This window comes from Paraburkholderia sp. FW306-2-2C-D06C, from assembly GCF_058781505.1.
The window spans coordinates 115,132-138,923 of record NZ_JBYSWU010000010.1 but is presented as its reverse complement, the minus strand read 5'-3'; the positions used below and the strand labels follow the sequence as shown (position 1 = coordinate 138,923).

Annotated in this window: 28 protein-coding genes and 1 pseudogene; 19 read left to right on the top strand and 10 right to left on the bottom strand. The window is 62.3% G+C overall.

The annotated features are described in order from the left end of the window. Positions 1-19 precede the first annotated feature (19 nt). The 8 genes from mdcA (at position 20) to mdcH (ending at position 6,901) form a co-directional block, all read left to right on the top strand. Entirely contained in the window at positions 20-1,675 is a 1,656-nt protein-coding gene (gene mdcA, locus AC3WLT_RS10370; RefSeq protein ID WP_492591791.1) for a malonate decarboxylase subunit alpha, read from the top strand. After that, positions 1,675-2,583, top strand: a complete 909-nt coding sequence (locus AC3WLT_RS10365; RefSeq protein WP_492591790.1) for a triphosphoribosyl-dephospho-CoA synthase — start codon at positions 1,675-1,677, stop codon at positions 2,581-2,583. Before mdcA ends, AC3WLT_RS10365 begins: the two co-directional genes overlap by 1 nt. A gap of 8 nt (positions 2,584-2,591) precedes the next feature. Continuing rightward, positions 2,592-2,900 carry a malonate decarboxylase subunit delta gene (locus AC3WLT_RS10360; RefSeq protein ID WP_492591789.1) on the top strand — a complete coding sequence of 103 codons (309 nt, stop codon included), beginning with the start codon at positions 2,592-2,594 and terminating at the stop codon, positions 2,898-2,900. A 5-nt stretch (positions 2,901-2,905) separates the two neighbouring features. Beyond that, the gene (locus AC3WLT_RS10355) at positions 2,906-3,757 is read left to right on the top strand and encodes a biotin-independent malonate decarboxylase subunit beta (RefSeq protein WP_492591788.1); all 852 of its coding nucleotides are present in this window, start codon (positions 2,906-2,908) and stop codon (positions 3,755-3,757) included. Beyond that, on the top strand, positions 3,754-4,581 hold the full coding sequence (mdcE, locus tag AC3WLT_RS10350; RefSeq protein WP_492591787.1) for a biotin-independent malonate decarboxylase subunit gamma: 828 nt from the start codon (positions 3,754-3,756) through the stop codon (positions 4,579-4,581). Before AC3WLT_RS10355 ends, mdcE begins: the two co-directional genes overlap by 4 nt. A 90-nt stretch (positions 4,582-4,671) precedes the next feature. Further along, complete coding sequence (gene madL / locus AC3WLT_RS10345) at positions 4,672-5,067, top strand: malonate transporter subunit MadL (protein ID WP_492591786.1); 396 nt, start codon at positions 4,672-4,674, stop codon at positions 5,065-5,067. Between the two features lie 14 nt (positions 5,068-5,081). Then, positions 5,082-5,849, top strand: coding sequence for a malonate transporter subunit MadM (gene madM, locus AC3WLT_RS10340; protein WP_492591785.1), 768 nt, complete (start codon positions 5,082-5,084; stop codon positions 5,847-5,849). A gap of 122 nt (positions 5,850-5,971) precedes the next feature. Then, positions 5,972-6,901, top strand: coding sequence for a malonate decarboxylase subunit epsilon (mdcH, locus tag AC3WLT_RS10335; RefSeq protein WP_492591784.1), 930 nt, complete (start codon positions 5,972-5,974; stop codon positions 6,899-6,901). Positions 6,902-6,922: 21 nt separating this feature from the next. Here the strand turns inward: mdcH and AC3WLT_RS10330 are convergent, their stop codons facing one another. Together AC3WLT_RS10330 and AC3WLT_RS10325 are read right to left on the bottom strand one after the other, a co-directional pair. After that, a complete protein-coding gene (locus tag AC3WLT_RS10330; protein ID WP_492591783.1) occupies positions 6,923-7,837 on the bottom strand; it encodes a LysR family transcriptional regulator in 915 nt (304 codons plus the stop codon). A 352-nt stretch (positions 7,838-8,189) separates the two neighbouring features. Then, positions 8,190-9,419, bottom strand: coding sequence for a hypothetical protein (locus AC3WLT_RS10325; protein WP_492591782.1), 1,230 nt, complete (start codon positions 9,417-9,419; stop codon positions 8,190-8,192). Between the two features lie 149 nt (positions 9,420-9,568). Between AC3WLT_RS10325 and AC3WLT_RS10320 the strand changes: the two genes are divergently transcribed. Further along, a complete protein-coding gene (locus AC3WLT_RS10320; protein WP_492591781.1) occupies positions 9,569-9,880 on the top strand; it encodes a hypothetical protein in 312 nt (103 codons plus the stop codon). A gap of 169 nt (positions 9,881-10,049) precedes the next feature. Here the strand turns inward: AC3WLT_RS10320 and AC3WLT_RS10315 are convergent, their stop codons facing one another. The 5 genes and pseudogenes from AC3WLT_RS10315 to AC3WLT_RS10295 form a co-directional block, all read right to left on the bottom strand. Next, entirely contained in the window at positions 10,050-10,253 is a 204-nt protein-coding gene (locus tag AC3WLT_RS10315) for a hypothetical protein (RefSeq protein ID WP_492591780.1), read from the bottom strand. 141 nt (positions 10,254-10,394) lie between these two features. After that, complete coding sequence (locus AC3WLT_RS10310) at positions 10,395-10,733, bottom strand: c-type cytochrome (RefSeq protein ID WP_492591779.1); 339 nt, start codon at positions 10,731-10,733, stop codon at positions 10,395-10,397. A 10-nt stretch (positions 10,734-10,743) separates the two neighbouring features. Continuing rightward, positions 10,744-11,976: a molybdopterin-dependent oxidoreductase gene (locus AC3WLT_RS10305; protein ID WP_492591778.1), complete on the bottom strand. Its 1,233-nt coding sequence runs from the start codon at positions 11,974-11,976 to the stop codon at positions 10,744-10,746. A gap of 29 nt (positions 11,977-12,005) precedes the next feature. After that, positions 12,006-12,233: pseudogene (locus tag AC3WLT_RS10300) on the bottom strand (DUF1269 domain-containing protein); the annotation flags it as partial. Positions 12,234-12,744: 511 nt separating this feature from the next. Beyond that, positions 12,745-13,605: an MBL fold metallo-hydrolase gene (locus AC3WLT_RS10295; protein WP_492591777.1), complete on the bottom strand. Its 861-nt coding sequence runs from the start codon at positions 13,603-13,605 to the stop codon at positions 12,745-12,747. 78 nt (positions 13,606-13,683) lie between these two features. Here AC3WLT_RS10295 and AC3WLT_RS10290 point away from each other — a divergent pair, with 78 nt between their 5' ends. The 5 genes from AC3WLT_RS10290 to AC3WLT_RS10270 all read left to right on the top strand — a co-directional run bounded on the left by AC3WLT_RS10290 (position 13,684) and on the right by AC3WLT_RS10270 (position 17,105). Beyond that, positions 13,684-14,019, top strand: coding sequence for a metalloregulator ArsR/SmtB family transcription factor (locus tag AC3WLT_RS10290; protein WP_492591776.1), 336 nt, complete (start codon positions 13,684-13,686; stop codon positions 14,017-14,019). Next, the gene (locus tag AC3WLT_RS10285; protein WP_492591775.1) at positions 14,016-14,450 is read left to right on the top strand and encodes a YeeE/YedE family protein; all 435 of its coding nucleotides are present in this window, start codon (positions 14,016-14,018) and stop codon (positions 14,448-14,450) included. The genes AC3WLT_RS10290 and AC3WLT_RS10285 overlap by 4 nt, the downstream gene beginning before the upstream one ends. Position 14,451: 1 nt before the next feature. Further along, on the top strand, positions 14,452-14,877 hold the full coding sequence (locus AC3WLT_RS10280) for a DUF6691 family protein (RefSeq protein WP_492591774.1): 426 nt from the start codon (positions 14,452-14,454) through the stop codon (positions 14,875-14,877). 360 nt (positions 14,878-15,237) lie between these two features. Beyond that, positions 15,238-15,978 carry a carboxypeptidase-like regulatory domain-containing protein gene (locus AC3WLT_RS10275; protein ID WP_492591773.1) on the top strand — a complete coding sequence of 247 codons (741 nt, stop codon included), beginning with the start codon at positions 15,238-15,240 and terminating at the stop codon, positions 15,976-15,978. 113 nt (positions 15,979-16,091) lie between these two features. Further along, positions 16,092-17,105 carry a TolC family protein gene (locus tag AC3WLT_RS10270; RefSeq protein WP_492591772.1) on the top strand — a complete coding sequence of 338 codons (1,014 nt, stop codon included), beginning with the start codon at positions 16,092-16,094 and terminating at the stop codon, positions 17,103-17,105. Between the two features lie 252 nt (positions 17,106-17,357). Here AC3WLT_RS10270 and AC3WLT_RS10265 read toward each other — a convergent pair whose 3' ends face one another. The 3 genes from AC3WLT_RS10265 to AC3WLT_RS10255 form a co-directional block, all read right to left on the bottom strand. After that, on the bottom strand, positions 17,358-18,614 hold the full coding sequence (locus AC3WLT_RS10265; protein WP_492591771.1) for an MFS transporter: 1,257 nt from the start codon (positions 18,612-18,614) through the stop codon (positions 17,358-17,360). A 3-nt stretch (positions 18,615-18,617) separates the two neighbouring features. Then, positions 18,618-18,755, bottom strand: coding sequence for a hypothetical protein (locus AC3WLT_RS10260; RefSeq protein WP_492591770.1), 138 nt, complete (start codon positions 18,753-18,755; stop codon positions 18,618-18,620). Between the two features lie 173 nt (positions 18,756-18,928). Next, positions 18,929-19,402: a hypothetical protein gene (locus AC3WLT_RS10255; protein ID WP_492591769.1), complete on the bottom strand. Its 474-nt coding sequence runs from the start codon at positions 19,400-19,402 to the stop codon at positions 18,929-18,931. A 612-nt stretch (positions 19,403-20,014) separates the two neighbouring features. Here AC3WLT_RS10255 and AC3WLT_RS10250 point away from each other — a divergent pair. From AC3WLT_RS10250 to AC3WLT_RS10230, 5 genes are all read left to right on the top strand, one after another. After that, positions 20,015-20,599 carry a hemerythrin domain-containing protein gene (locus AC3WLT_RS10250; RefSeq protein ID WP_492591768.1) on the top strand — a complete coding sequence of 195 codons (585 nt, stop codon included), beginning with the start codon at positions 20,015-20,017 and terminating at the stop codon, positions 20,597-20,599. 204 nt (positions 20,600-20,803) lie between these two features. Next, entirely contained in the window at positions 20,804-21,004 is a 201-nt protein-coding gene (locus AC3WLT_RS10245; protein ID WP_492591767.1) for a hypothetical protein, read from the top strand. A 115-nt stretch (positions 21,005-21,119) separates the two neighbouring features. Then, positions 21,120-21,275 (top strand): NAD-binding protein, encoded by a 156-nt coding sequence (locus tag AC3WLT_RS10240; RefSeq protein WP_492591766.1) that lies wholly within the window; start codon positions 21,120-21,122, stop codon positions 21,273-21,275. A gap of 225 nt (positions 21,276-21,500) precedes the next feature. After that, positions 21,501-22,433 (top strand): YncE family protein, encoded by a 933-nt coding sequence (locus tag AC3WLT_RS10235; RefSeq protein WP_492591765.1) that lies wholly within the window; start codon positions 21,501-21,503, stop codon positions 22,431-22,433. Positions 22,434-22,496: 63 nt separating this feature from the next. Further along, positions 22,497-23,786 carry an MFS transporter gene (locus AC3WLT_RS10230; protein WP_492591764.1) on the top strand — a complete coding sequence of 430 codons (1,290 nt, stop codon included), beginning with the start codon at positions 22,497-22,499 and terminating at the stop codon, positions 23,784-23,786. Positions 23,787-23,792: the final 6 nt, after the last annotated feature.

The window sequence follows — 23,792 nt, the reverse complement described above, 5'->3', positions numbered from 1 at the left end:
GTCCAGAGCGAGAGCACACATGTCCAGTCAGAGTCCGTCCCATTGGGCCACGCGGCGTGCGGAAAAACATCGCCGCCTCGCGCGCGTCGCATCGATCGCGGATGGCGTGGTATTGCCCACCGAGCGCATCGTCGACGTCCTTCAAAACCTGATCGCGCCGGGCGACCGGGTTGTCGTCGAGGGCAACAACCAGAAACAGGCCGATTTTCTGTCGCGCGCGCTCGCCAGGGTCGATCCGGGCATCGTCAACGGCCTGCACCTGATCATCCCGAGCGTGAGCCGCGCCGAACATCTGGATCTCTTCGAGCGCGGCATCGCCAGAAAGCTCGACTTCGCCTACGCCGGTACGCAAAGCCTGCGCATCTCGCAGTTCCTTCAGGACGGCATTCTCGAAATCGGCGCGATCCATACCTACATCGAACTGTACGCGCGGCTCTACGTTGATCTGACGCCCAACGTCGTACTCGTGGCCGGCTACAAGGCCGACCGGCAAGGCAATCTCTACACCGGCCCGAGCACCGAAGATACGCCCGCGCTCGTCGAAGCCGCCGCGTTTCGTGACGGCATCGTGATCGCGCAGGCCAATGAAATCGTCGACGACCCGAAGGACCTGCCGCGTGTGGATATCCCCGGTTCGTGGATCGACTACGTCGTCCAATCCGACAAGCCGTTTTTCATCGAGCCGCTTTTCACGCGCGATCCGCGTCTCATTACGCCTATCCACGTGCTGATGGCAATGATGGCGATTCGCGGCATCTACGAGCGGCATCAGGTGCAGTCACTCAATCACGGCATCGGTTTCAACACAGCGGCAATCGAACTGATCCTTCCGACCTACGGCGAAAAGCTCGGCCTCAAGGGCAAGATCTGCAAACACTGGACCTTGAACCCACATCCGACCTTGATTCCGGCAATCGAAACCGGCTGGGTCGAGAGCGTGCACTGCTTTGGCGGCGAACTGGGCATGGAAGCTTATGTCGCGGAACGCCCGGACATCTTCTTCACGGGCCGGGACGGGTCGATGCGCTCCAATCGCGCGCTGTGCCAGCTCGCGGGGCAATACGCAGTCGACATGTTCATCGGCTCAACCCTGCAGATGGATGGTCTCGGCAACTCATCGACGGTGACGCACGGTCGGCTGACCGGCTTCGGCGGCGCACCGAACATGGGACACGACCCGCACGGCCGCCGCCACGCGTCCCCCGCCTGGCTCGATCTGCTGCAAACCGACAGCCCGCTCGAACGTGGCCGCAAGCTGGTCGTCCAGATGGTCGAGACGTTCCAGGCGGGCGGGCAGCCGACCATCGTCGAATCAATCGATGCGGTCGAAGTGGGCCGCGAAGCCGGCATGCCACTCGCGCCGGTCATGATCTATGGCGACGACGTCACCCATGTGCTGACGGAAGAAGGCATCGCCTACCTCTATAAGGCTCGCTCCATTGAACACCGCAAGGAGATGATCGCCGCCGTCGCCGGTGTCACGCCGGTTGGCCTGACGAGCAACGCAGACAGTCTTGCAGCGCTGCGGCGCGATGGGTTTGTCGCGCTGCCCGAGGATCTCGGCATTCACCGCAATGAAGCCAATCGCTCGCTGCTGGCCGCAAAGAGCATGGCGGATCTCGTCGACTGGTCCGATGGGCTGTATGCCCCACCCGCACGCTTCAGGAGCTGGTGATGCGCGACAGTCTTGCAACGGCTTCGACTCCGAGCATCCTCCCGCAGCTGCAAACCGCCGGGAAGGAACGGCTCGCCGAACGCCTGGGTGGGCACGTGGTCGCGGCACTCATCGAGGAAGTCACGCTCGCGCCGAAGCCTGGTCTCGTCGATATTCGCAGCCGCGGCGCGCACGACGACCTCGACTGGCACCTGATGTGCGCGTCGGCCCATGCGTTGGAGCCGACCTTTGTGGAACTGGCCCACGCGGCCATCGAAACCCGGCCGATGCTGGCGCTTCGCGAGCGCATCGGTGCGATCGGACGCAACGGCGAAGTCCGGATGCTGCACGCGACCGGTGGCGTCAACACCCATCGCGGCGCGATCTGGGCGCTCGGGCTGCTCGTGACCGCTGCAGCGCGCGAGCCGACGGATCTCACGCCGCATGGCGTTACCTCGCGCGCCGGATCGATCGCGCGTCTGCCCGACCGCCACGCGCCCACGCTGACCGGTCACAAGGGCGAGCAGGCGTGTCTCGACTATGACGTCGGCGGCGCACGTGGTCAGGCGCAGGCAGGCTTTCCGCACGTGGTTGAGGTTGCCTTGCCGGAACTCGCGAGTTCGCGCCTTCGAGGCGACAGTGAAACGGCAGCCCGGCTGAACGCGTTGCTCGCCGTGATGGCGAGTCTCGACGACACCTGTGTGCTCGCACGAGGCGGACGCGGCGCCCTCGCCGAGACGCAAGGCGGAGCACGACGCGTACTGGAGCACGGCGGAGCCGCCATGCTTGCGGGCCGCCGTCACCTGAAGGCACTGGACCGGCGGCTCATCGAACTTCATGTGTCACCCGGCGGTGCCGCCGATCTGCTCGCCGCCGCACTCTTTCTCGACAGGCTTCAAAACGAAGCCCCTCACACGACGAAGGCATAGGAAAGCAAATGGAAACCATCGTCCTTGATTTCCCGGCGGGCGCCCCCGCCCGAGGCCGCGCACTTGCAGGCGTCGTCGCGTCCGGGGACCTCGAAGTACTGCTCGAAACGAACGACGGGAACCGCACTGTCGTGAACATCACCACTTCGGTGGATGGCATGAGCCGCGTCTGGGAAGCCGTACTCGAGCGCATCTTCAGTGACGGCTCGTTGCCTGCCGCAAAGCTCGAAATCAACGATTTCGGCGCGACGCCGGGCGTTGTGCGCATACGCGTCGGGCAGGTGTTCGAAGCACTGACTCAAACCGGTGGAGCGTGAAGAACATGGATGCACAGGAACTGCTCGCGCGTGAAAGCTTCATTGAACTCAATGCGCGCAGCCGCGCGAAGAAGCTGCTCGACGAAGGTACCTTCAGCGAATTGCTTGATCCATTCGAGCGCGTGAGCTCGCCATGGCTCGCGCGTCAGGGCATCGTGACCCAGGCCGACGACGGCACCGTAGTCGCCAGGGGAACCATCGACGGACTGCCCGCCGTCGTGCTAGGCATCGATGGCGGCTTCCAGGGCGGCAGCATGGGCGAAGTGTCGGCGGCGAAGATCGCCGGCAGCCTGGAACTCGCTGCCGAGGATAACCGCAACGGCATCCCGACGCGCGCCGTCATTCTCTTCGAAACCGGCGGCGTCCGGTTGCAGGAGGCGAACCTCGGGCTCGCGGCGATCGCGGAGATCCACGCGGCCATCGTCGATTTGCGGCGCTACCAGCCCGTAATAGGGATCACGGCGGGCCCGATCGGCTGCTATGGCGGCATGTCGATCGCAGCCGGCCTGTGCAGCTATCTGATCGCGACCCGCGAAGCGCGCCTCGGTCTTAACGGACCGGCCGTCATCGAGCAGGAAGCGGGGATCGCGGAATTCGACTCACGCGACCGTCCGATGATCTGGAGCTTCACGGGTGGCGAACAACGGTATCGCACGGGTCTGATCGATGTGTACGTCGACGACGCCGCCGATACGATCCGGACCGCTGTGATCGAACGCTTCCGCGCTGGGCGTCCCGAAGCGTGCCGCAGCGAACGTGTCGCGGGCTTTCTGCAGCGGCTTTCCGAAATCGATCCGAGCGAGCAGAGCAGCCCGGAAAATGCGGTCGCCATCTACGGCAAGGGGTTCCAGTCATGAACACAGGCGAGTTTTCGAAGCGCGGCGCCGTCTGGCTGGATGCGCTTACTTACAGCACGCCGTTGCAGCCGGGCTACCGGCCTTCGGTGCGTGTCGCCGACGCACGGCTGGGCGACCATCCGGCGCGCTTCATTGCCGTGGTGCCGGACCCCGATAATCTCTTTCCGCGTGCGCGCAGCGGCGAGATCGGTCTCGTCGAGGCATGGGAGGTCGCTCGGGCGGTGCGCGAAGTGGTCGACGCCGATGCGAAACAGGACGACAAGCGCCGCGAGAAGCGCGCGATTGTCGCGGTCATTGACGTCGCGAGCCAGGCGTATGGCCGACGAGAGGAAGCCTATGGCATCCATCAGGCCCTGGCCGGCGCCGCCGATGCCTACGCGAGCGCGCGCCTCGCCGGCCATCCGGTGATCGGTCTGATTGTGGGGCGTGCGATGTCGGGTGCATTTCTCGCGCATGGCTATCAGGCAAACCGCCTGGTAGCGCTTGCGGATTCACAGGTCATGGTTCACGCGATGGGCAAGGAATCCGCCGCGCGGGTCACGCTGCGCTCGGTTGCCGATCTCGAAGCATTCACGGCCCGCGTGCCGCCGATGGCCTATGACATCGACAGCTACGCCTCGCTCGGATTGCTGTGGAAGCTACTCAGCGTGAGCAACGCCGATGCACCGACGGGCGCCGATCAATCCATCGTAGAACAGACGCTGCAAGCCGCACTCGACGACATCCGCGCCGACCCGTCGCGCGGCCTGGGCGGTCGGCTCGGCAGCGTACACCGCGCGGCCTCGGTGAAGGTGCGTCGGAGGCTGCGCGAACAATGGCGCTGAACACGCAGCGATACCAGTGTTGATGCGCCCCCGCGGCGCAAACAAATCCGGCCGACTTCGAGCCGATAAAGCTACTACAGGAGACGCAACATGATCATCTATGGAACTGCACTGCTCGCGTTCTGCCATCTGGCGGGACTCTTTCTCGGCGACCTGCTCGGGGTCGCGATCGGCGTGAAGACGAATGTCGGCGGGGTCGGCATCGCCATGCTGCTGCTGATTTTCCTGCGCCTCTATCTGCACAAGAAGGGGCTGCTGCCGCAGGAAACTGAAGCGGGCGTGGGCTTCTGGGGTGCGATGTATATCCCCGTGGTGGTCGCCATGGCCGCCAACCAGAACGTCGTTGCCGCGCTCAAGGGCGGTCCGGTCGCGCTCCTTTCGGCATTGGGCGCCGCAGCCCTCTGCGCATGCTGCATCGCCGTTCTTTCCCGCACCGGTCACGACAGCACGTCGTTCGTGAACGCTCCGCAACTTGAAGAAATCTGAAGCAGGAGTGCGTCATGTTCCATATGCTCGATAAAGTATTGATCCAGAACGGCCTTGTTACCTCGTTTGCGCTGGTCGGCCTCATCATGTGGGTGTCGTCACTGATTTCACGCAAGCTGACGTTCGGGCGCGTGCACGGCTCGGCCATCGCTATCGTGATCGGCCTCGCACTGGCCTGGTTGGGCGGCGCCTTCACCGGCGGACAAAAAGGTCTCGCCGACCTGCCGCTCTTCACCGGCGTCGGTCTGATGGGCGGTGCGATGCTGCGGGACTTCGCCATCGTCGCGACAGCGTTCGAGGTGCAGGCCACCGAGGCGCGCAAGGCCGGGCTCATCGGCGTAGTGTCGCTGCTGCTCGGAACCGTGTTGCCGTTTATCGTCGGCGCGAGCATCGCGCATGCGTTCGGTTACACCGACGCGGTCAGTATGACGACCATCGGCGCGGGCGCGGTCACCTACATCGTGGGGCCGGTGACCGGCGCAGCGATTGGCGCAAGCTCCGACGTGATGGCGCTCAGCATCGCCGCAGGGCTGATCAAGGCGATCATCGTCATGATCGGCACGCCGCTCGCAGCCGGCTTCATGGGATTGAAGACGCCGCGCTCGGCGATGATCTTCGGCGGACTGGCGGGTACCGTCAGCGGCGTGAGCGCGGGGCTCGCCGCGACCGACCGGCGCCTCGTCCCCTACGGCGCGCTGATCGCAACGTTTCACACGGGCGTCGGCTGCCTGCTCGGACCGTCAGTCCTGTTCTTCGCGACGAAAGCGTTGATGGGCACCTAAAACGCTAAGCCCTGCATGTGCTGCGTGAAGGAGAATCGCTTGTCTATCCCTGAAACCATCGACGGCGTGCTCCAGCCGCACGATCTCCTGCTGGTAGCGGACCCGTGGGCCGCCGGTGCATCGTGAGCGTGCTATTCACGTTCCCTGGCCAGGGCGCGCAGCGCAGCGGCATGCTGCACGCGTTGCCGGATCACGCCGAGGTTGCTCACGCACTCGAAGAAGCCAGCGACGCGCTGGGCTACGACGCCCTGTCGCTTGACGACACGAACTCGCTGCGCTCCACCGTCGCGGTCCAACTTTGCCTGCTGATCGCGGGCGTCGCCCAGGCGCGCGTCATCAGCGCCTTCGGCCACAAACCCGACATGGTCACGGGCCTTTCGATCGGCGCCTATCCAGCCGCCGTGATCGCAGGCGCTCTGCGCTACGCCGACGCCGTCAGGCTCGTCGCATTGCGCGGCCAGTTGATGGAACGAGCCTTCCCGCACGGCTACGGCATGACCGCGATCATCGGCATGACACAGCGTGCGCTCGAACGATTGATCGCGGAAGTGAACAGCCCGGCCATGCCGGTCTTTCTGGCAAACATCAACGCCCAGACGCAGATGGTGGTCGCGGGCAGCGATGCCGCCATGCAACGCCTTGCAACACTTGCTGGTGAGCACGGAGCGCAACGCTATGAGCGTCTCGACGTGGCGGTCCCTTCGCATTGCGCCTTGCTCGACGCGTCCGCGACTGCGCTCGCCGATGCCTTCGGCCAGGTCTCCGTGCGCGCGCCTCGCCTTGTGTATCTGAGCAGCAGCATTGCACGCCCGCTTTTCGACGGCCCGCGCATCGCGGCCGATCTTGCCGGCAACATGGCGCGGCAGGTGCGATGGGACGATACAGTGAGGCTCGCGTGGGAGCGAGGCGCGCGCCTCGCGATCGAGATGCCGCCATCCAGCGTGCTGACCCGGCTGAGCAGCGCGATTTTCACGGAGGGGATCGCGGTATGCAGCGCGACCTCACTTCCGGACCTTGGCACGCTCATTGAGCGGGAACAGGCGCGCCAGTAATGGCAGCCTGAGGAGTGGCGGTCAGTCGACGCTTCTCGTGCGAAGGCGGCAGACGGCCATGAGCGCGAGCAGGTTCGGATCCCGTTCGCGTGCACGCAGAAAGCTCACGCCAATGGTCTGGCGCATCAGGTATCGCGGCTGCAGCGGAATGAATTGCACCTTGTCGCCGAATACACCGCGTACACGCCCCGGCAAAAGCGTATAACCGACCCCGCCGCTCACAAGGTTCATCAGCGAAAATATATCGCCGACTCTCATGGTGACGTTCGGCGTGAAGTCCGCGACGCGAAAGGCCTCCAGAAAGCCATGATACGTCGCGAAGCCCTCGCCTAACGAAACGAATGTCTCGTCGCGACAGTCCCTCAAATCGACGGCTTGCTGATTAGCGTAGGGCGATCCGGCGGGCGCTGCGAAAAAGATGTCATCTTCGAACAGCGGAATGGATTCAACTTCAGGCTCGGCGTCGGGCACCGCCATCAGGGCGGCATCGATGACGCCCAGCTTCAACTTCTCCAACAGTTCGGCATTCGGCCCAAGCACGAGCTCGACCTGAAGCGTCGGCCGCCGCACCTTGATATCGATGACGATGCCGGGCACGGTCTTGATGGTCAGCGAGTACAGGGAGCCAATCTTCAGACGATGCGACGAGTAACCCGCGGCCTCACGCGTCGCGCGAATGCCATCGGACATCAGCGTGATCACCTCCTGTGCTACATCGGCAAGCATCTGCGCGGCTTCCGTCGACTTCAGGTTGCGGCCCTCGTGCCGGAACAGCGCACACCGCACGCCTTGTTCGAGCGAATGCAGCGCCCGGTGCACGCTGACCGTGCTCACATTCAGAGCCTCCGCTGCCTTCGACAGATTGCCGGTGTCCATGAATGCGAGCAGCACTTCCAGCTTTCGAAAGGTGATTTCGTCGTCGATTCGGTCGCGCATCTTGAACTGTTAAATGATCTGATTCGACGATTATCGGCTCGCCTCCGCTTCTGACATATAGCGTTAATCCCGCATTCACTAGAACGCCTCTTCGTCAGAGCGCCCGCCTCACGAAAAGCTCGTTAGCCGTGAAGCACTGTGGTCCATTCCGGTCGCGCGTCGTCGACGCTCATGCAGAACCACTGCTCGCATTGTCGAGCGACGCCACTCTCAAAGGGCCCCGACTCCCGCCGCTGCACCCTGGCTTGAGCCGCCGACGCACACTGCGTTCCGGGCGACCTCAGGTGGCCGGGATCTGGACGCCCGATAGCGCTCCAGCCCCGGCTATATTGATCGCCCGCTTGCCGTGCTGCTATCGGGCGGCAAACACCGATACCCCTCCGTTGACAAACCCGTTCGATGCGCAGTCAGGACAACCCGCCGGTGCGGCAGCAGAAGAGTAGGGAACAAAGACGAGCCCAGTTGCGGGATCAATCGCGACCGAATGCGCATTGTTGCCGGTGTTCAGCCGCGCCGTAACGCTACGCGAGCCAGCGTCGACGATCGTGAGCATCGGTTTGCACGGCGACGCCGCGGTGCACGTTCCGTTCGTTGAAGCGTTGCCCGATGCAGTCCACCGGCTTGTCGCGTTGTAGTATCGGTTCGTCGCGGCGTCGTATTCGAGTTGATCGCCGCCGCCCGCGTTAAGTGAAGCGACGAGCGCGCCGCTTGCCCGGTTGAAGATTTGCATCAACAGTGGCGAGCCTGTAGTCGCCTCGCGGCACCCAACGGCGATGTCGGTGCCCGGCCCCAGCGCAAGACCGGTCGGATCGCAATTGCCTTCCGCGTACATCGCTACACCCGCAAGGGCCGTGTAATTCTGCGTCGTCCCGGACGGTATCGCGCGAATCGCTGCGCCGGGCAGCTTGACCAGTTCACCATGCGGATTTGCAGTGCTTCCATCGACGTTGACATAGAAGTTGTCACTCGCCGCGTCGTACACGCACGCCTCCAGCCCCGCAGTGGGTTGACCGGCCGCGTCCGTGAAGGTGACTTTCGCGATCACACTTTGAGTGGTTGTGCTGATGAACGTCGCGAAGGGCGTCGGCTCTTCGGGACTGGAGATCATGAAGATGCCGTGCGTCGAGTCGAGACAACCCTCGTCCGCCCGCACGCCGGTGGCGCTGACAGGGATGTTGGTGAGCACGGCGCCCGCAGCAGGATCGACGATTTTCACGGAGTTGACGTCACCGGTATAGATGAGGTTGCCGACCGGCGTTGCGCCATCGGGCCCGGACGTCGAATTCGAGCCCGACCTAAGACCTGCGAATGCGAGATTCCCGCTGCCCTGGATCGACTTGACAAAGGTCTTGGTCGGAATATCTATCACGTCCAGAGCGGCGTTATTGCGATCGGTGAAATAGTAGCGGTTGCCGTTCGTGGTGCCGATATCGAACGAAAAATTGCTCCCTGCTTTCACGTTCGGTACCGCAATGTCGGCGACAAAGTGTGGTCCTGTTTCCAACTTATCATTGCCGCCACAACCGGCCAGCGCAAACACCGCGCATACGACCGAAGCCTTTACCCATGCTGACCTGCGCATCTTATATCTCCTATATTCTCGTTACTCACTGGATGACCGCACGCGCGGTGCGCGTCCGGAGCAAGCGCGGAACCTTGCCTACGGATACGAGATATGCAACGTATCCATGTGCTCACTACTGTCGCTTTCCTGGGTCGGCGTTCGCGATAATGGCCGAAGCTGCCGACACGTATCCGCTTTTCGGCGACAAATTTCAACTTCCATATGTCTGCTATGGGTGCCCCGAAGCAGACACCGGCGAGGCGGCGTTAGAGAAGACCGGGGAGGCTGATGTAGCAAGAATTCGCTGGCATTTTGTGATCTGGCGAACTCCCATATCGCCCGGCGAAATCAGGTTTCGAACGACACCCACGATTCAGTCGATCGGCAATACCACGTCATCCGTGATCGAATCGATGGGCGGCAGTCGGCGATGTTTTTCCGCGAGGCGGGTGGCCGAGCCGGAATGGGACGGACTTTGATGGGACATACCACTCTCGCTGGAAACTTGAATCGAGTCTATGGTGCGAGCAGCATCGGTTCAATTACGCCCGGCGGGAATTCGTTATCTCCGAGCTAATGATCTTGTTAAGGTGAAGGAAGAAACCGTGACAGGATGGGCAAGACGGTCATCGGCGTGCGCCTTAGGGGTTATCCCGCGTTCGATCGCTGCGCCTTGTTCGACGGATCAATCACTTCATGGCGGTCCATCAGCGACTTGACCTGCGCATCGGTAACGGCGATCGATCTGAATGTCGGTTCGAGGCCGCTATCGAAATCGATGGCCACATCCTTTTTTGAGGTGGCGCCGGCCGCACATCCGCCGCCGGACAGTTCACCGTCCAGCGGCGGCATGCTGGCTTTACCGCGCCTGCACCTGCACCGGTGCACCCGGCTTGCCCGCCACTTGCGGGGCGATCACGAGGTAACGACGGGTGTCGCCCGTCGTGCTCATGCCCGTCCGGGTTTTCTCTTCGAAAGTCTTGCCGTCGAGACCTACGGTTTTCCATTAATCGCCGTCAGATACTGTGCGATCTGATCAATCTGATCGGCAGCCAGCGGCGCGCCGTAGACCGCGCGCATCTTGCTCACCTCCGCCTTCCACTCCTGAAACGACAGCGGTGGCTGCCGGGTGATCATTCCAGCGGAGTGACAGATCACGCATTGCGAGTTCGCGAGATCTGACCCATTGCCAGGCGGAAACGTCGCTGCCCCATTGGGCAGCCGGACGTCGACGGTCCGGATCGCCGTGCTGCCGACCGTGTCCGGCCCGGCCAAGGCGGACGCCCACGCACAACTTACCCATATCAGCAGGACCGCAGCAGACGCTTTCATGATGCCCTCCTCATGCGGCGACCACGGTCGCTGATTCGACGACATTGCGCATGTAGCCGCCGCCGTTCCAGTTGGGGGTGTCGGGCTGTTCGATTCCATCGCTGTTCACGGCCTTCACCTTCAGTACATACTGGCCAGCGCGACGCGGCGTAAACGGCGCGTCCCAGCGGCGGAAACTGTATTTTCCAAAGTTCTTTTCGAGGCGCGCCGACGCCCAGGAAGCACCGCCGTCGGCGGAAAACAGCACCCTCCGCACACCCGTGTCGCCGCCGAACGCGATGCCCCTGACCGTCGTCATTTGCGCCATAGGCAGCACTGAGCCGTCACCGAGATTGGTGAAGAATGACCGCGGCACCATCCGGTTGATGGGAACTGTCTTCACACCAGTCTGCCCGGGCTCGACATTCGCGTGAGGTGTATCGGGAATCTGGTAGGCCTTGGCCATCCAGAAGTTCTCGTCCGGCCGGTCAATGACCTCGATGTCGTTCAGCATCTTCATCCAGTATGTCGAATACCAGCCGGGCACCACGAGCCGCAGGGGAAATCCGTTCAGGAGCGGCAGCGGCTGGCCGTTCATCCCATACGCGACAATAACTTCGCCGTCGCGGGCATGGTCAACATTGAGTGTTTTGATGAAGTCGGGCGTCGCGGCGATCACCCCCTCGTCGAGACCGTTGAAGCGGACCTGAACGGCGCCCGCCTTGACCCCGGCCCGATCGAGGATATCCTTGAGCCGCACGCCGGTCCACAATGCATTGCCCATTGCGCCGTTGCCCCACTCTCCGCCTGCGACGCGCGGCTTGAAGAAGCCTCGGGAGTTGCCCGCGCACTGGTTCACCGCAGCCACTTCGACGCGCGGAAAGCCGCGCATGATGTCGCTGAGGCTCAGGCGGAGTTCGCGGCCGACCAATCCGTGGACCACCAGCCGGAAGGCCGCGCCATCGACGCGGGTCGGAATGCTGGACAGATGCCAGCGCACGAAGAACCGGTCGTTCGGCGTGAACACGCCGTCGTCGAACACGGAAAACGGTGTCTCGAGCAACGGCGGCCGGCTTCGCAGGAGCAGCATCTCGCCCTTCTGCGGAAAAGCGCTCGTCAACTCCCGCAAACCATTTTCGAATGGCAGCGTCACGGCGTTGGCGGCCCAGGAGCGGTACGCCCAGCTCCCGCCCAACCCCATCAGGCCGCTTGCCGACAGCGCACGCATCAACTGCCGGCGCTTCGCACCGTATTCGTCGCTCATTGTGGTCTCCTGCGCTACCTGTTGAAGCGCGCCCGCCCGGCCAGCATGCCCGTCACGCCACCCACTGCAGTGCCTCGTGCAAGCGCGGGCAGCAGGTCGCTGCGCTGCACAAGGGTCGCTTCCGGCAGGTCTTCGAGCGGTAAGCCGGGACGGGCAAGCACATGGATGTGTCGCCACTCGATCCGTTTGAGCAACAGTTCGTCGATGATGTCCTTCGCACTCTGCACGTTAGGCAACAGGAAATATATGCGCCGCATCTCGCGCCTCCTATCGGGGATACCCACAACGCTGGCCGCCGCGTCGCCGGTCACTGCGCATCACGTCCCCGCCAGCGAGGTGCGACGGCGTTGCGTTATTCAATATAGTCGCAATCCGGTCCGAATTCCTGAGGCGCGCCGACCCGGCTCGAACCCGCTGTCAGCCGTGGTACGGAAAAGCTGAGCGAGAGACGGGAGCGGGTAATGAGGATCTGCCTCCCGATCTATCAGGGGGTCTGTCTTGCGCTTCCTGGCGCAGCGAGCCTGACTACGTGCGCAGTGGACGTCAAACAATCCGACGCAGCAGCGCCGACTCCGCAGGATCCACGTTTTGCTGGGTCGGTCGAGGCAACTCGTGCGAAATGCCATGACTCGCCACATTCGATGTATGGCCAGACGGTCAACGGACAGGTGCTGGGAAGCCCGTAGACTATGCCGCCCGCCCCCAGCGGAATGATTTCGCGTAGGCGATCGCCGCGATGACAACAGCCCGACCACAAGCCTGATGGTGTCAGAGCGCGTTCAACGGAATCTTGAGGTAACTGACTTCGTTATCCTCCGGTGCGGGCATCGCCCCTGCCCGGATATTGATCTGGATTGCCGGCAGGATCAGCGTGGGCATTGCCAACGTGCGATCCCGTGCAGTGCGCATGGCGACGAAATCCGCTTCTGACACGCCATCGTGCAGATGAACGTTGCTGTGGCGCTGCTCCGCCACGGTAGTCTGCCATTGTGGGCCGCGCGATTCCGGCGGGTAATCGTGGCACATGAAAAGACGCGTGTCCGGCGCCAATGCAAGCAGCTTGCGAACCGACCCATAAAGCACATGCGCATCGCCGCCAGGAAAATCGCAGCGGGCCGAGCCAACGTCCGGCATGAACAGCGTGTCGCCGACGAATACCGCATCGCCGACCTGATAGGCCATATCGGCTGGCGTATGACCCGGCACGTGCAAGGCACGCGCGGTCAGCGCGCCGATGGAGAACGTTTCGCCGGCCGCAAACAGATGATCAAACTGTCGGCCGTCGGGAGGCAGCTCCACACCGATATTGAAGATCCGCTTGAATACACTCTGCACGAGCCGGATATTCTCTCCGATTGCGATCTTTCCACCGATTAGCCCTTTCAGATACGGTGCTGCCGACAGGTGATCGGCGTGCGCGTGCGTCTCAAGCAGCCATTCCGGCCGAAGTCCATGCGCCCTTACAAACGCAACCACGCGATCCGCAGACGCAGTGGATGTGTGTCCGGATCTCGGATCGTAGTCGAGCACCGGATCGATTACCGCGCAAGCCGAGCCCTCACCCGCGTGGACGACATAGCTCACGGTAGACGTGGCCGGATCAAAGAAGGGTTCTACGAGGGGTTGCATCACGGACTCCAATCCATATCTTGAAACACATATTATTTTTTTATATACTGTTTGTCAATGCATCGTTACCCTTAACATATGAGCGAATCTCTCACCCCTCGAGCCCGCGCCGCTTTGCGGGAATCTGCGACCAAAGCGTGCGCGCTTCTGAAGGCGCTCGCCCAGGAGGATCGCCTGCTGCTGTTGTGCCAACTGACTGAGGGCGAATGCAATGTCGGCGAACTTGAAGAACTGGTCGGCGTGCATCAACCAAGCCTGTCGCAACACCTTGGCGTGCTTCGGGAAGAAGGTCTGGTCGCGACCCGGCGCGAGGGCAAGTACATCTATTACAGCCTCGCCAGCGACGAAGTCATTCAGATCATGCAGACGCTCTCGGGTCTCTACTGCGGAAAGCTCAGGATGCGTGGCAAATGACCCTTGACCTCGCGCATTTCAGCCCGGCCACTGCATTGGCCGGCGGTCTCGTCATTGGCCTCGCTTCCGCGCTATTTGTACTCGGTAGCGGTCGCATTGCCGGGATCAGCGGGATCCTGGGTGGTCTGTTACACGCAGGCCGCGGCGAACGGGCATGGCGTGTTGCATTCACGGGCGGCATGTTTCTCGCCCCCTGGGCGTTCCGACTCGTGGCCCCCTTGCCGGCAGCCACCGTCAGTGCCTCACCGCCGATATTGGTACTTGCCGGACTGCTTGTCGGCATCGGCACGCGATACGCGTCGGGCTGCACGAGCGGTCATGGCGTATGTGGCATCTCCCGTGGCTCTGTGCGCTCCGTCGTCGCCACGATTGCATTTGTGGCCGCGGGATTCTTGACGGTGCTGGTCAGCCGTCATTTAGTGAAAATTTGACATGCTGATTGTTAACGCATTGATCACCGGTCTCTTGTTTGGTATCGGTCTGATTGTTTCCGGGATGTCGAACCCGGCGAAAGTATTGGGTTTTCTGGACCTCGCAGGCCGCTGGGACCCCTCCCTCGCCTTCGTGATGGCTGGGGCGATCCTCGTGGGCAGCATGGCATTTGGCATCGCTCGCCGCCGCAGGCACAGCGTGCTCGGCATGCCGATGCAATTGCCTGCGGTAAAGCAGATAGACCGCCGTCTGATCGGCGGCAGCCTGCTATTCGGCGCCGGTTGGGGGCTGGCGGGCTTCTGTCCCGGTCCCGCACTGGTCAGCGCCGGCAGCGGGCAGCCTGAGGCGTGGCTGTTTGTCGCCGCGATGCTGCTGGGCATGGCGATTTTCACGCTGCTAGAGCAGCGCAACCTCAAGCGAAACTGATCAGGAGACGCCAACGTCCGTTCAAATCGTGCGGCACGACGCGCAATGCTCAAGCGCGGGACAGGTGATGCCGGATGATCTGCCCGTAATAGCGGCGGCGGGTTACCGTTCGATTATGTTCAGGCAAAGCCACACCGCCCCGACCGACGCTGCGGCTTTGCCGTCGGCGAGACCGCCCTGTCACCTCAACCTCGAGCGCGGAAAACTCGACTGGACTGCACCGTGCGCGCGAGCCCCGACACTGTCCAGAGTCATGCGGACAGCGAACATATTGCGGTTAATTGACCAACATCAAGCGCATTGCGCCGGACAACCCCAGAATCAAGCATACATAGTGCGGTATTGATACAGGGATCCACGATGTCCACATCTTTCTCCAGCCTGTCGAGGGCCGCGCTGCTCGCACTCGCATGCGTTGCATCGACGGCGGTCTTTGACACACAGGCGCAGCCCGCTCCGGGAATGCGCGGCATGATGCCCTACCAGTTGTTCAGCGCCGACGAACGTGTCGAATTCTGCACGCAGATGCGCAGCGCCGCGACACCTGCGGAGCGCCAGGCCATCGCGCAACGCATGCACGATACGATGGTCAACCGTGCGAAGGAGCAAGGTATCGTGCTGCCGCACGGTATGCAAAACGGCAATCCAATGATGGGGCGCGGCGGCGCTGAAATGGGCATGCGCGGCATGGGTTGCGGACCGGGCAGCGCTGACCCGGACGGACGCGCCGCTGCGCCGGCCGGCGACGTGCCCGTTGGATACGACCACGGTATCGCATTCGTCACGGGCGGGGTCGGCGACGATGAAGCTGCTGCGCTGCGTGGCGCCGCATCCCGCTACAGCATGGCGGCAACCTTCGCTTCCAGTTCCGGTGAGTACCTGTCGGGTGTGGCCGTCCAGGTGCTAAAACCGGATGGTGCGCTCGTCTTCACCGCCGTTTCGGAAGGCCCTTATCTATTTGCGCAGATTCCGCCCGGTCACTATCGCCTGGTCGCAACCTCCGATGGCCTGAAACGCACGCGGACAATCGTCGTGCCGGCGCACCGCGGCGTCCGCCTCACACTGAATTGGCCGGCGGCACGGCCGGCCTCCTCCCAGTGACCTCGCGCATACTGGCCTGTACCGGTCCCGCATCGGCCCTGCGCACGCTCCCGGCCGATCTGGCCGTTATGCAACGTCCGGCTCGATGGCGGCTGCTGCTTGCCGCATGCTGCATGCTTGCTTCGACATCCGCTTGTGCCGAAGGGCTATCCACGGCCGTCGTTGAAACTGCGCCGGTCCATGACGAATTTGTCGCCGATGCAGTAGTCGAATCGATGCGGCAAACAGCGATTGCCGTCCAGGTTCTGGGCCGCATAACGGCTTTGAACGTGAAGGCAGGCGATCGCGTAAAGGCCGGACAAACGTTGCTCGCGATCGATCAGCGTGCGGCGGACCAACAGCTGCAGGCAGTTCGCGCACAGGTCGAGGCGGCGCGCGCCGAACGCGAGGTCGCGCAGCGAGATCTCGATCTCAAGCGCGCCGAACTGAGCGATCTGACGGGCGATCCCGACACCGCGTTACGGCACCTCTCCGCGTCATCCGCACTCGAATCCGTCGCGGCAGGCGATTTCGCCGACTGGCAGGAACGCGCGATGGCAACCAACCCGTTGATTGAACTGCGCAGGCTCGACGTCGAGATCGCGCATGAAGAGACTTCCCGCTATCGCCAGGGCGGCGGCACGACGGTCGAGGCGTTCGCGTCGTATATCGGCGACCGGATGAACGGCGCAGGTTACGGCGGCAACAGTTCAATGCGTAGCAACAGTGCAGTGATCGGCATCATGGTAACGATACCGCTCTATACAGGCGGGTTGCGCAGCGCGAAGCACGACGAAAGCATCGCGCTGCTCAGGAAGGCGGATCTCGACCAGGATGCCGCCCGTGTCATGGTCGCGCGCCAGGTTCAACAGGCATTCCTCGGTCTGCGCAGCACCCAGGCGCAGGTGATCGCGCTGACGCAGGCGGCCCATTCGGCCGACTTGCAACTGGATGCGAATCGGACCGGCTTCGAAGCGGGCGATCGGCCGTCGATCGACGTACTGAACGCACAGCAGGCGCTGTTCAGCACCCGGCGCGATCTCGCCGCGGCACGCTATCAGGTTGCGATGAGCCGATTGCGACTCGTAGCCGCGGCGGGCGAACTCGATGAACAGCAGTTGGCGCAGATCAATGCCTTTCTTCACTAGCGCTGCAGGCCACGTCCGGCATGCTATTCCACTGGCGATTCGGGCATGCGCAGCACTGGTTGCGATATCGATCGTTGGGGCCAGCGTGCGTCATCCTGCCAGCGCGGCAGACGCTTCGGCACAGCGCCGGGCGCAGGTCAGGCAGTTCGGCGCAACCGTAATGCCTTTCGATCTCGAGCGGGCATTGGGTCATGGATTGGCTTCTCCAGCCATTGAGCAACTGTCAGCACAAGCGATAGCTCAAACTGACGTTCACACTGTTGCGCCGGTTTTCGTTCGGGCCAGCGTCTCGCTCATACGTATCGCGGCAATCACGCCGGACAAGCCAGTGAGGCCGGCCACCAGCCATAGTGCCGACGCCAGGCCAAACAAGTCAGCGGTAATGCCGGCCAGTAGCGCGCCGATCGCGTAGCCGAGATCGCGCCATAGCCGGTAGACGCCCACGGCGGAAGCCCGCCAGTTCGGCTGGGCGATATCGCCGATGGCGGCCAGCAGGGTCGGATAGACCATCGCCGTACCGATGCCGAGCAGGACGCCTCCCAATCCGAAACCTACGAAACGCGCCGTCGATGCCGTGATGGCGATGCCTGCCGCCTGCACCCACATCCCGCCAGCGATAAGCCATTTGCGGCCGATCCGATCGGATAGCGCGCCGGTGAATATTTGTGTGCAGCCCCAGACGGCCGGATAGATCGCGGCGAGGATGCCGATCTGGGCGAGCGTCATGCCAGCGACGGCGAATACCAAGGGGAACAAGCCCCAAGCCATGCCATCATTCAGGTTGTTGACCAGCCCCGCCTGGCTGACGCTGGAGAGGTTGCGATCACTCAGCGACGTACGGCGGAAGATCTCCCCCTGGCTAAGGCGTTCCCCGTTCGCAGCAGCCTGATGCATGCGCAGTTCCTGCGCGACGTAATGCCGGGTCTCCCGAATGCTCAGCGCAGACAATAGAAGACCGGCCACGACATAGCCGACGCCGAGATAGAAGGGTTCCGGCCGGAGCCCGAAACGCGCGGCCATCCAGCCGGTTGCCAGGGCGCTGCCGGCAACAGCGACGTAGCCGGAGAATTCGTTGAGCCCCATTGCCAGCCCGCGCTGCTTCGGCCCCACCAGGTCGATTTTCATGATCACCGTGGTGGACCACGTCAACCCCTGGCTGATGCCCAGCAGCACGTTGGCGGCGACGACCCAATCCCACGCCGGAGCCCACATCAACACGAACGGCACCGGGATGGCGATCAACCACCCTGCCACCAGTATGTGCTTGCGACCGAAGCGGTCGGACAGACGTCCCGCCAGATAGTTGGTCAGTGCCTTGGTGACGCCGAAGACGACGATAAAGGACAGGATCGCCGCCTTCGCCGCAATGTGAAAATCGTGTTCCGCGATGGCCGGCAGGATGCTGCGCTCCAGCCCGACCATGGCGCCGACAAACGCATTGACGATGACCAGCAGCGAGAACTGGCCGAGATTCTCACGCAGCCCGAGATGGATCGATGCGGTGTCCACGCCTCAAGCCTCCGCGCCCAGATTGGCTCGCGCGCGAACTTCGTTGTGCTCCCGCTTCGCGAGCGCATTGGCGAGGCGCAATGCGTTGTAGGTCAGCTCGCTACCGTAGGGCGGGCCGTTCAGGATGAAGAGTGCTTTCATGGCTGATGCTCCGTCTGATAAAACAAAACGGTTTGCTGCCCGAGGACACGAAGGTTCGGTCCCCGAAGTGCCACAACAAACTAATCGGGCAAGGCCGACGTTTCAACAATGGCGCTCGCAAGCTCTGCAGCGCCAGCTCGGAGAACGCTCACGCACGAAGACTCGCGCCGATCTCATGCAGCGCCGGTCACCGGATCTCTATCGCGCGATGACGTGACATGCTGCTTGGCCGCTTCGTTGCTGTGGGACAACGCACGCAGCGCAAGGGAGAGCGCCAGTTGCGTCTCATGAGCGACTGCGCCACGGTCTTGATCGAAGTGCCTGGCGGCGCTGCGCAGATGCAGCGCCGCCTGCTCGTGCAGCTCCGCCGCCATTGCGTGATGCTGGGCCGCGGTCGTGCTGCTTTCGGCGGAACCCGGAGGTGGGGGCACTACCAGCGGCGCACTGGCGTTGTGTTTGGCGGCGTCGTTCGTCCGGTCGATGGCGTGCAACGCATGACCGTGCGCCATCATCGCCTGATGTGCGGCGTGGGCGAAGTCTTTGCCCGCCTCGAAATGCCGCGACGCCTCGCGGTGGAAGCGCCCTGCCTGCTCGTGATGCGACGCTGCGGCTTCGAGGTGTCCCTTTTTACTGTGCTTAGTGTTCATGGCTGCTCCAGACGAGTCACATGATTGATTGTTCGCGCGTCCGGCGGCGGCGGATTGATCTAACTCAACCGCGGATAGCATGCCCGGACGAGCGCCACCGAACGCGGTGTGTGGTGGCGCACGGGGCTGTTGCCATAACAGATCAGTTCCGCGTGGACTTTGCGCTGCAACACAAACGGCCGATCAATTCCCGAGTCGAGCGCGCCACCACTCAGGCTAGAGCTGGCGCCTGCACGATGGCCGCTCGTTGCCATTCTCCGGTAATGCGTCGAACCAATTGGAGACGTGGCTGAAGCCGTCAAGGGGGCCGGCGCCGCAGGCAATTCCGACCAGGCGAGCGCAGTTGTATGGGTCGACTGCGAGCGCCTGGTTTTTTGATAGCGGCCATTCGCTGCGACTAGGGTAGCAGTTCCTTGAGTGACTGTTCCAGCAGGATCTCCGCGCACTGATGCCGCAGTGGATTGACCTGTATCAGTCCTTCTCGGGTTGCAACCAGTAGCATTTCAATTGCACTGATCGCGCTGGGCGCTGTCGACCGCGCTACAAGGAATGCATTTGCGCTTTGGTCCAGACGGTCTATCGTGTACTTGATCCATTTCAATGGAGCACGCCATGGCCGACCCACTTGCCGTATGGCACACCGAGCACATTAATTTCGCCCGGCTACTCGACATTCTGGAAGAACAGGTAGCTGAGCTCCGCCGGGGCGAGAACCCGAATTACGCTCTCATCGGCGATATCCTTTACTACATGCGGAATTTTTCCGATCGCGTTCATCATCCGCGGGAGGATGTTGCGTACGCGCGGCTTGCTGAACGGGATCCCGGGACTCAAATGGTGGTGAACCGCCTTCTGCAGGAGCATCGCGTGATCGCCACGGCCGGCGATGAACTCCTGATTCGCATCAATGAAGCCGCGGGAGATGTTGTAATCCCGCGCACGGCTCTGGAGGCGGCCACGGCGACGTATCTTGTGTATTATCGTCAGCACATTTCCACTGAGGAGCGAGACCTGATGCCTCGCGCTGCGCAGGTGCTGACAGAACAGGACTGGGCTGCAGTCGATGCGGCCGTACCGGCTAGCCCCGATCCGCTTTTCGGAGACAATCTGCTGGAGCGCTTCGAGGCGCTTCGCAGGCAGATCGCTCTAGACGCGCAGGTGTCAAAGGACCTGGCCCAGCCACCGGACGCTCATTGATTGACGCCGGCCACAGGGTGCTGTTCACGCGCATCAGCGATGCAACAGCATCGGGCCCACCCGTCCGTGGAATAATGTTCTGGCGCAGGCCGTCGACTTGGAAGCTGTTGCGAAATCAGTTAAACCAGGGTTTTTGGCATCTCGTCATACGGAAGTATCGTACCCGTCGCGCAGGATCTGGATGGTTATCGCCGCATCCATGCCGTGATGGATGCGGCGGGATCGCCCAGCGATCTTTCCGAAGAGTTTTCGCGTCAACGGATGCACGATGCGGGCGTGGTGCTCACCGCCACCAACACGCTCATGGCGGAAATCGCGCAGGACTGGTCCACCCCGGCCGGACAACAGCTGATCACGTTGCTGTTCACCGATGTCTTCCCGGCCCTTGGCGCCGGCATCGCTTAAACCCGAAACCCCATCCTGTTGACTGAAGCGCATGACGCTTCAGTCAACAGTTCCGCTCATGTCTTCCGGGTCATGAACTTCACGGGTAACGAAACTCCATGAACGCTCGCACTCGATGAGTACCACACACCCGCAGATCGTTATCGTCGGCGGTTCTCTGGCCGGGCTCACGCTAGCGCTGGCTTGTGCAACAAGAGACGTGCCCGTTCGCGTTGTTGAGCGCTCTGCCCGGCCGCTCAAGCAGGAATTAGACCGTCCGCTTCGCGGTTGACAAGAGACGATTGCAGAACCTTCGATTTAGCGCCCCCTGTGCCCCATTCATATGAGCGACGAGCGATAACTCCCGGGAATCGCTTCATCCAAAATATTCAATGGCCGGTCATGCCGAATTTCCCGATACTTCGTTCAAGCTGTAGCGCAGTCATCGGGGAAGGTCTTCGACCTTCCCCGTTCCGCGCGCATTACAACAACATGCGAGCTGTATCAGGAGACAGACATGCAATCGCGACTCACGGCAGTTCTGGTGGAAAAATTCGGCCACGCGTTCAGTGGCTACGATCTCATCACAGGAGAACGGCGCTTTAGCGTCGCGTTGCCACACTATCCACACGAGTTCGTCGTGGATCGCGATGGACGTTTTGGCTACGTCGGCCACTACGGGGTTCAGACCTTCGCGCACGCCGGCGTTGGCGGCCACGAGGTGTTCGTGATCGACATCGAGCGCGGCGAGCACGTGCTGACGCTCGATTGCGAGCCTTATTCGCGCATCCATGGCTTACAGATCGACAGCCGGAACCGCGTATACGCTCTGAGCGAGCACGGCAATACGCTTCTGGTATTCGAAGACCCGCATACTCGGCAAGTACCGGACCGCGCCGTTCCGACGGGCGGTATCAAGAGCCATCTTTTCGTCGTCTCACGGGACGGCGAGCGTGCCTATATCAGCAACCTGCTCTCTCATACGGTGACACGCGTGCATCCCTACGATGCATGCGAGTCGCCCGTCGCTGTCAATGCGGGAGGCCGTCCGGAAGGCTGCTGTCTCAATCGCGATGAAACCGTTTTGTACATAGCGAGCCGCGACCACCACTGCCTGTCGACGATCGACACCGGGAGCATGAAGGTGATGCGAACGGTGCGCACCGGTGAAGATCCGACGCGCATCTACCTCACACCGGACAACCGGCTGCTGGTCGTCAATTACGGCGAGCGCAGCATCCGCGTTTTCGATCCCGATTCGCTCGAAGCGCTGGGGCGCGTCGATACAGTGGCGAAGCCCATCGCCGTCTCGATTCATCCGGATGGGCAGAGCGCCTACGTCGCGTTGAACGATAACAGCGTAGGAATACTGGATCTTTCGAGTTTGACTCTGCGGCACGGGTTTTCAACCGGCCAGGAGCCCGACGGACTCGCAATACTCGCGTTGTAATTCGACAGACAGCGTCGCCGGTGCCAAGACGAACAACAAGGACGGCGCAAAGAAGGAGACAAAATGGACACGTTGAGCAGTGCCGTACCGGTACAACACGCGCAGGCGAGCATCCCCAGCAAGCGCTGGTTGCGGATCATTCCGCCGATCCTCATGGCTTGCGTCATTTCGTATATGGACCGCGTCAACATCGGCTTCGCCATGCCTGGCGGGATGGGCGCCGAACTCGGGATGAGCGCGAGCATGGCCGGGCTGGCCGGAGGCATCTTCTTTATTGGCTACCTGTTTCTGCAGATTCCGGCTGGACGGCTCGCCGTGCATGGGAGCGGAAAGAAATTCATCGCCGGTTCGCTGGTGGCGTGGGCGGTGCTTTCCGTGCTGACCGGCTTCGTCAGGAACGACACGCAACTGCTGATCCTGCGCTTTTTGCTCGGCGTCTCTGAAGGCGGCATGCTGCCCGTTGTGCTGACCATGGTGAGCAACTGGTTCCCGGACAAGGAACGCGGACGCGCCAATGCACTCGTGATCCTTTTTGTGCCGATAGCGGGCATCATCACCGCGCCGCTGTCAGGCTTCCTGATCGCGGCGCTGAACTGGCGCTACCTGTTCATCATCGAGGGCGTTCTATCGCTGGTGTTTCTGCTCGCGTGGTGGACCCTCGCCAGCGATCGCCCCGCCGACGCGAAATGGATTTCCGGTGCAGAGCGCGAACATATCCTTCGTGAGCTTCGGGCCGAGCAGGAACAAGTGAGTTCCGCGAGGGTGAAAAGCGCGTCCCTGAGCCAGGTGCTCGCCGACAGCGTGATGTGGCGGCTGATCGGTCTGAATTTTTTCTATCAGATGGGCATCTACGGTTATACCCTCTGGCTACCCACGATTCTGAAAAACCTGACGCACGGCGGCATGGCCAAAGTCGGCATGCTCGCGGTTCTGCCGTATATTGGGACCATGATCGGCATGCTGGCGGTATCGAATCTCTCGGACAGGTTAGGCAGACGCAAGGTTTTTGTCGTCGGACCCATCGTCGCCTTTGCGCTTTGCATGTTCTGTTCCGTCTGGTTTCAGAGCAGTGCCTGGATTTCGTACTGTTTCCTGATCGGCAGCGGCGTCTTTCTGCAAGCAGCGGCTGGCGTATTCTGGACCATTCCGCCAAAGCTCTTCAGCGCGGAAGTGGCGGGCGGGGCGCGCGGCGTGATCAACGCGCTGGGTAATCTTGGCGGCTTCTGCGGCCCATATCTTGTTGGCGTGCTGATTCAGAAATACGACGCAAGCATTGGTGTCTATAGCCTTGCGGCCGCACTCCTGCTCGCGGGGGGAATCGCCGCCACGCTACCCCGAAAGTGCGACCTGTAGACGATC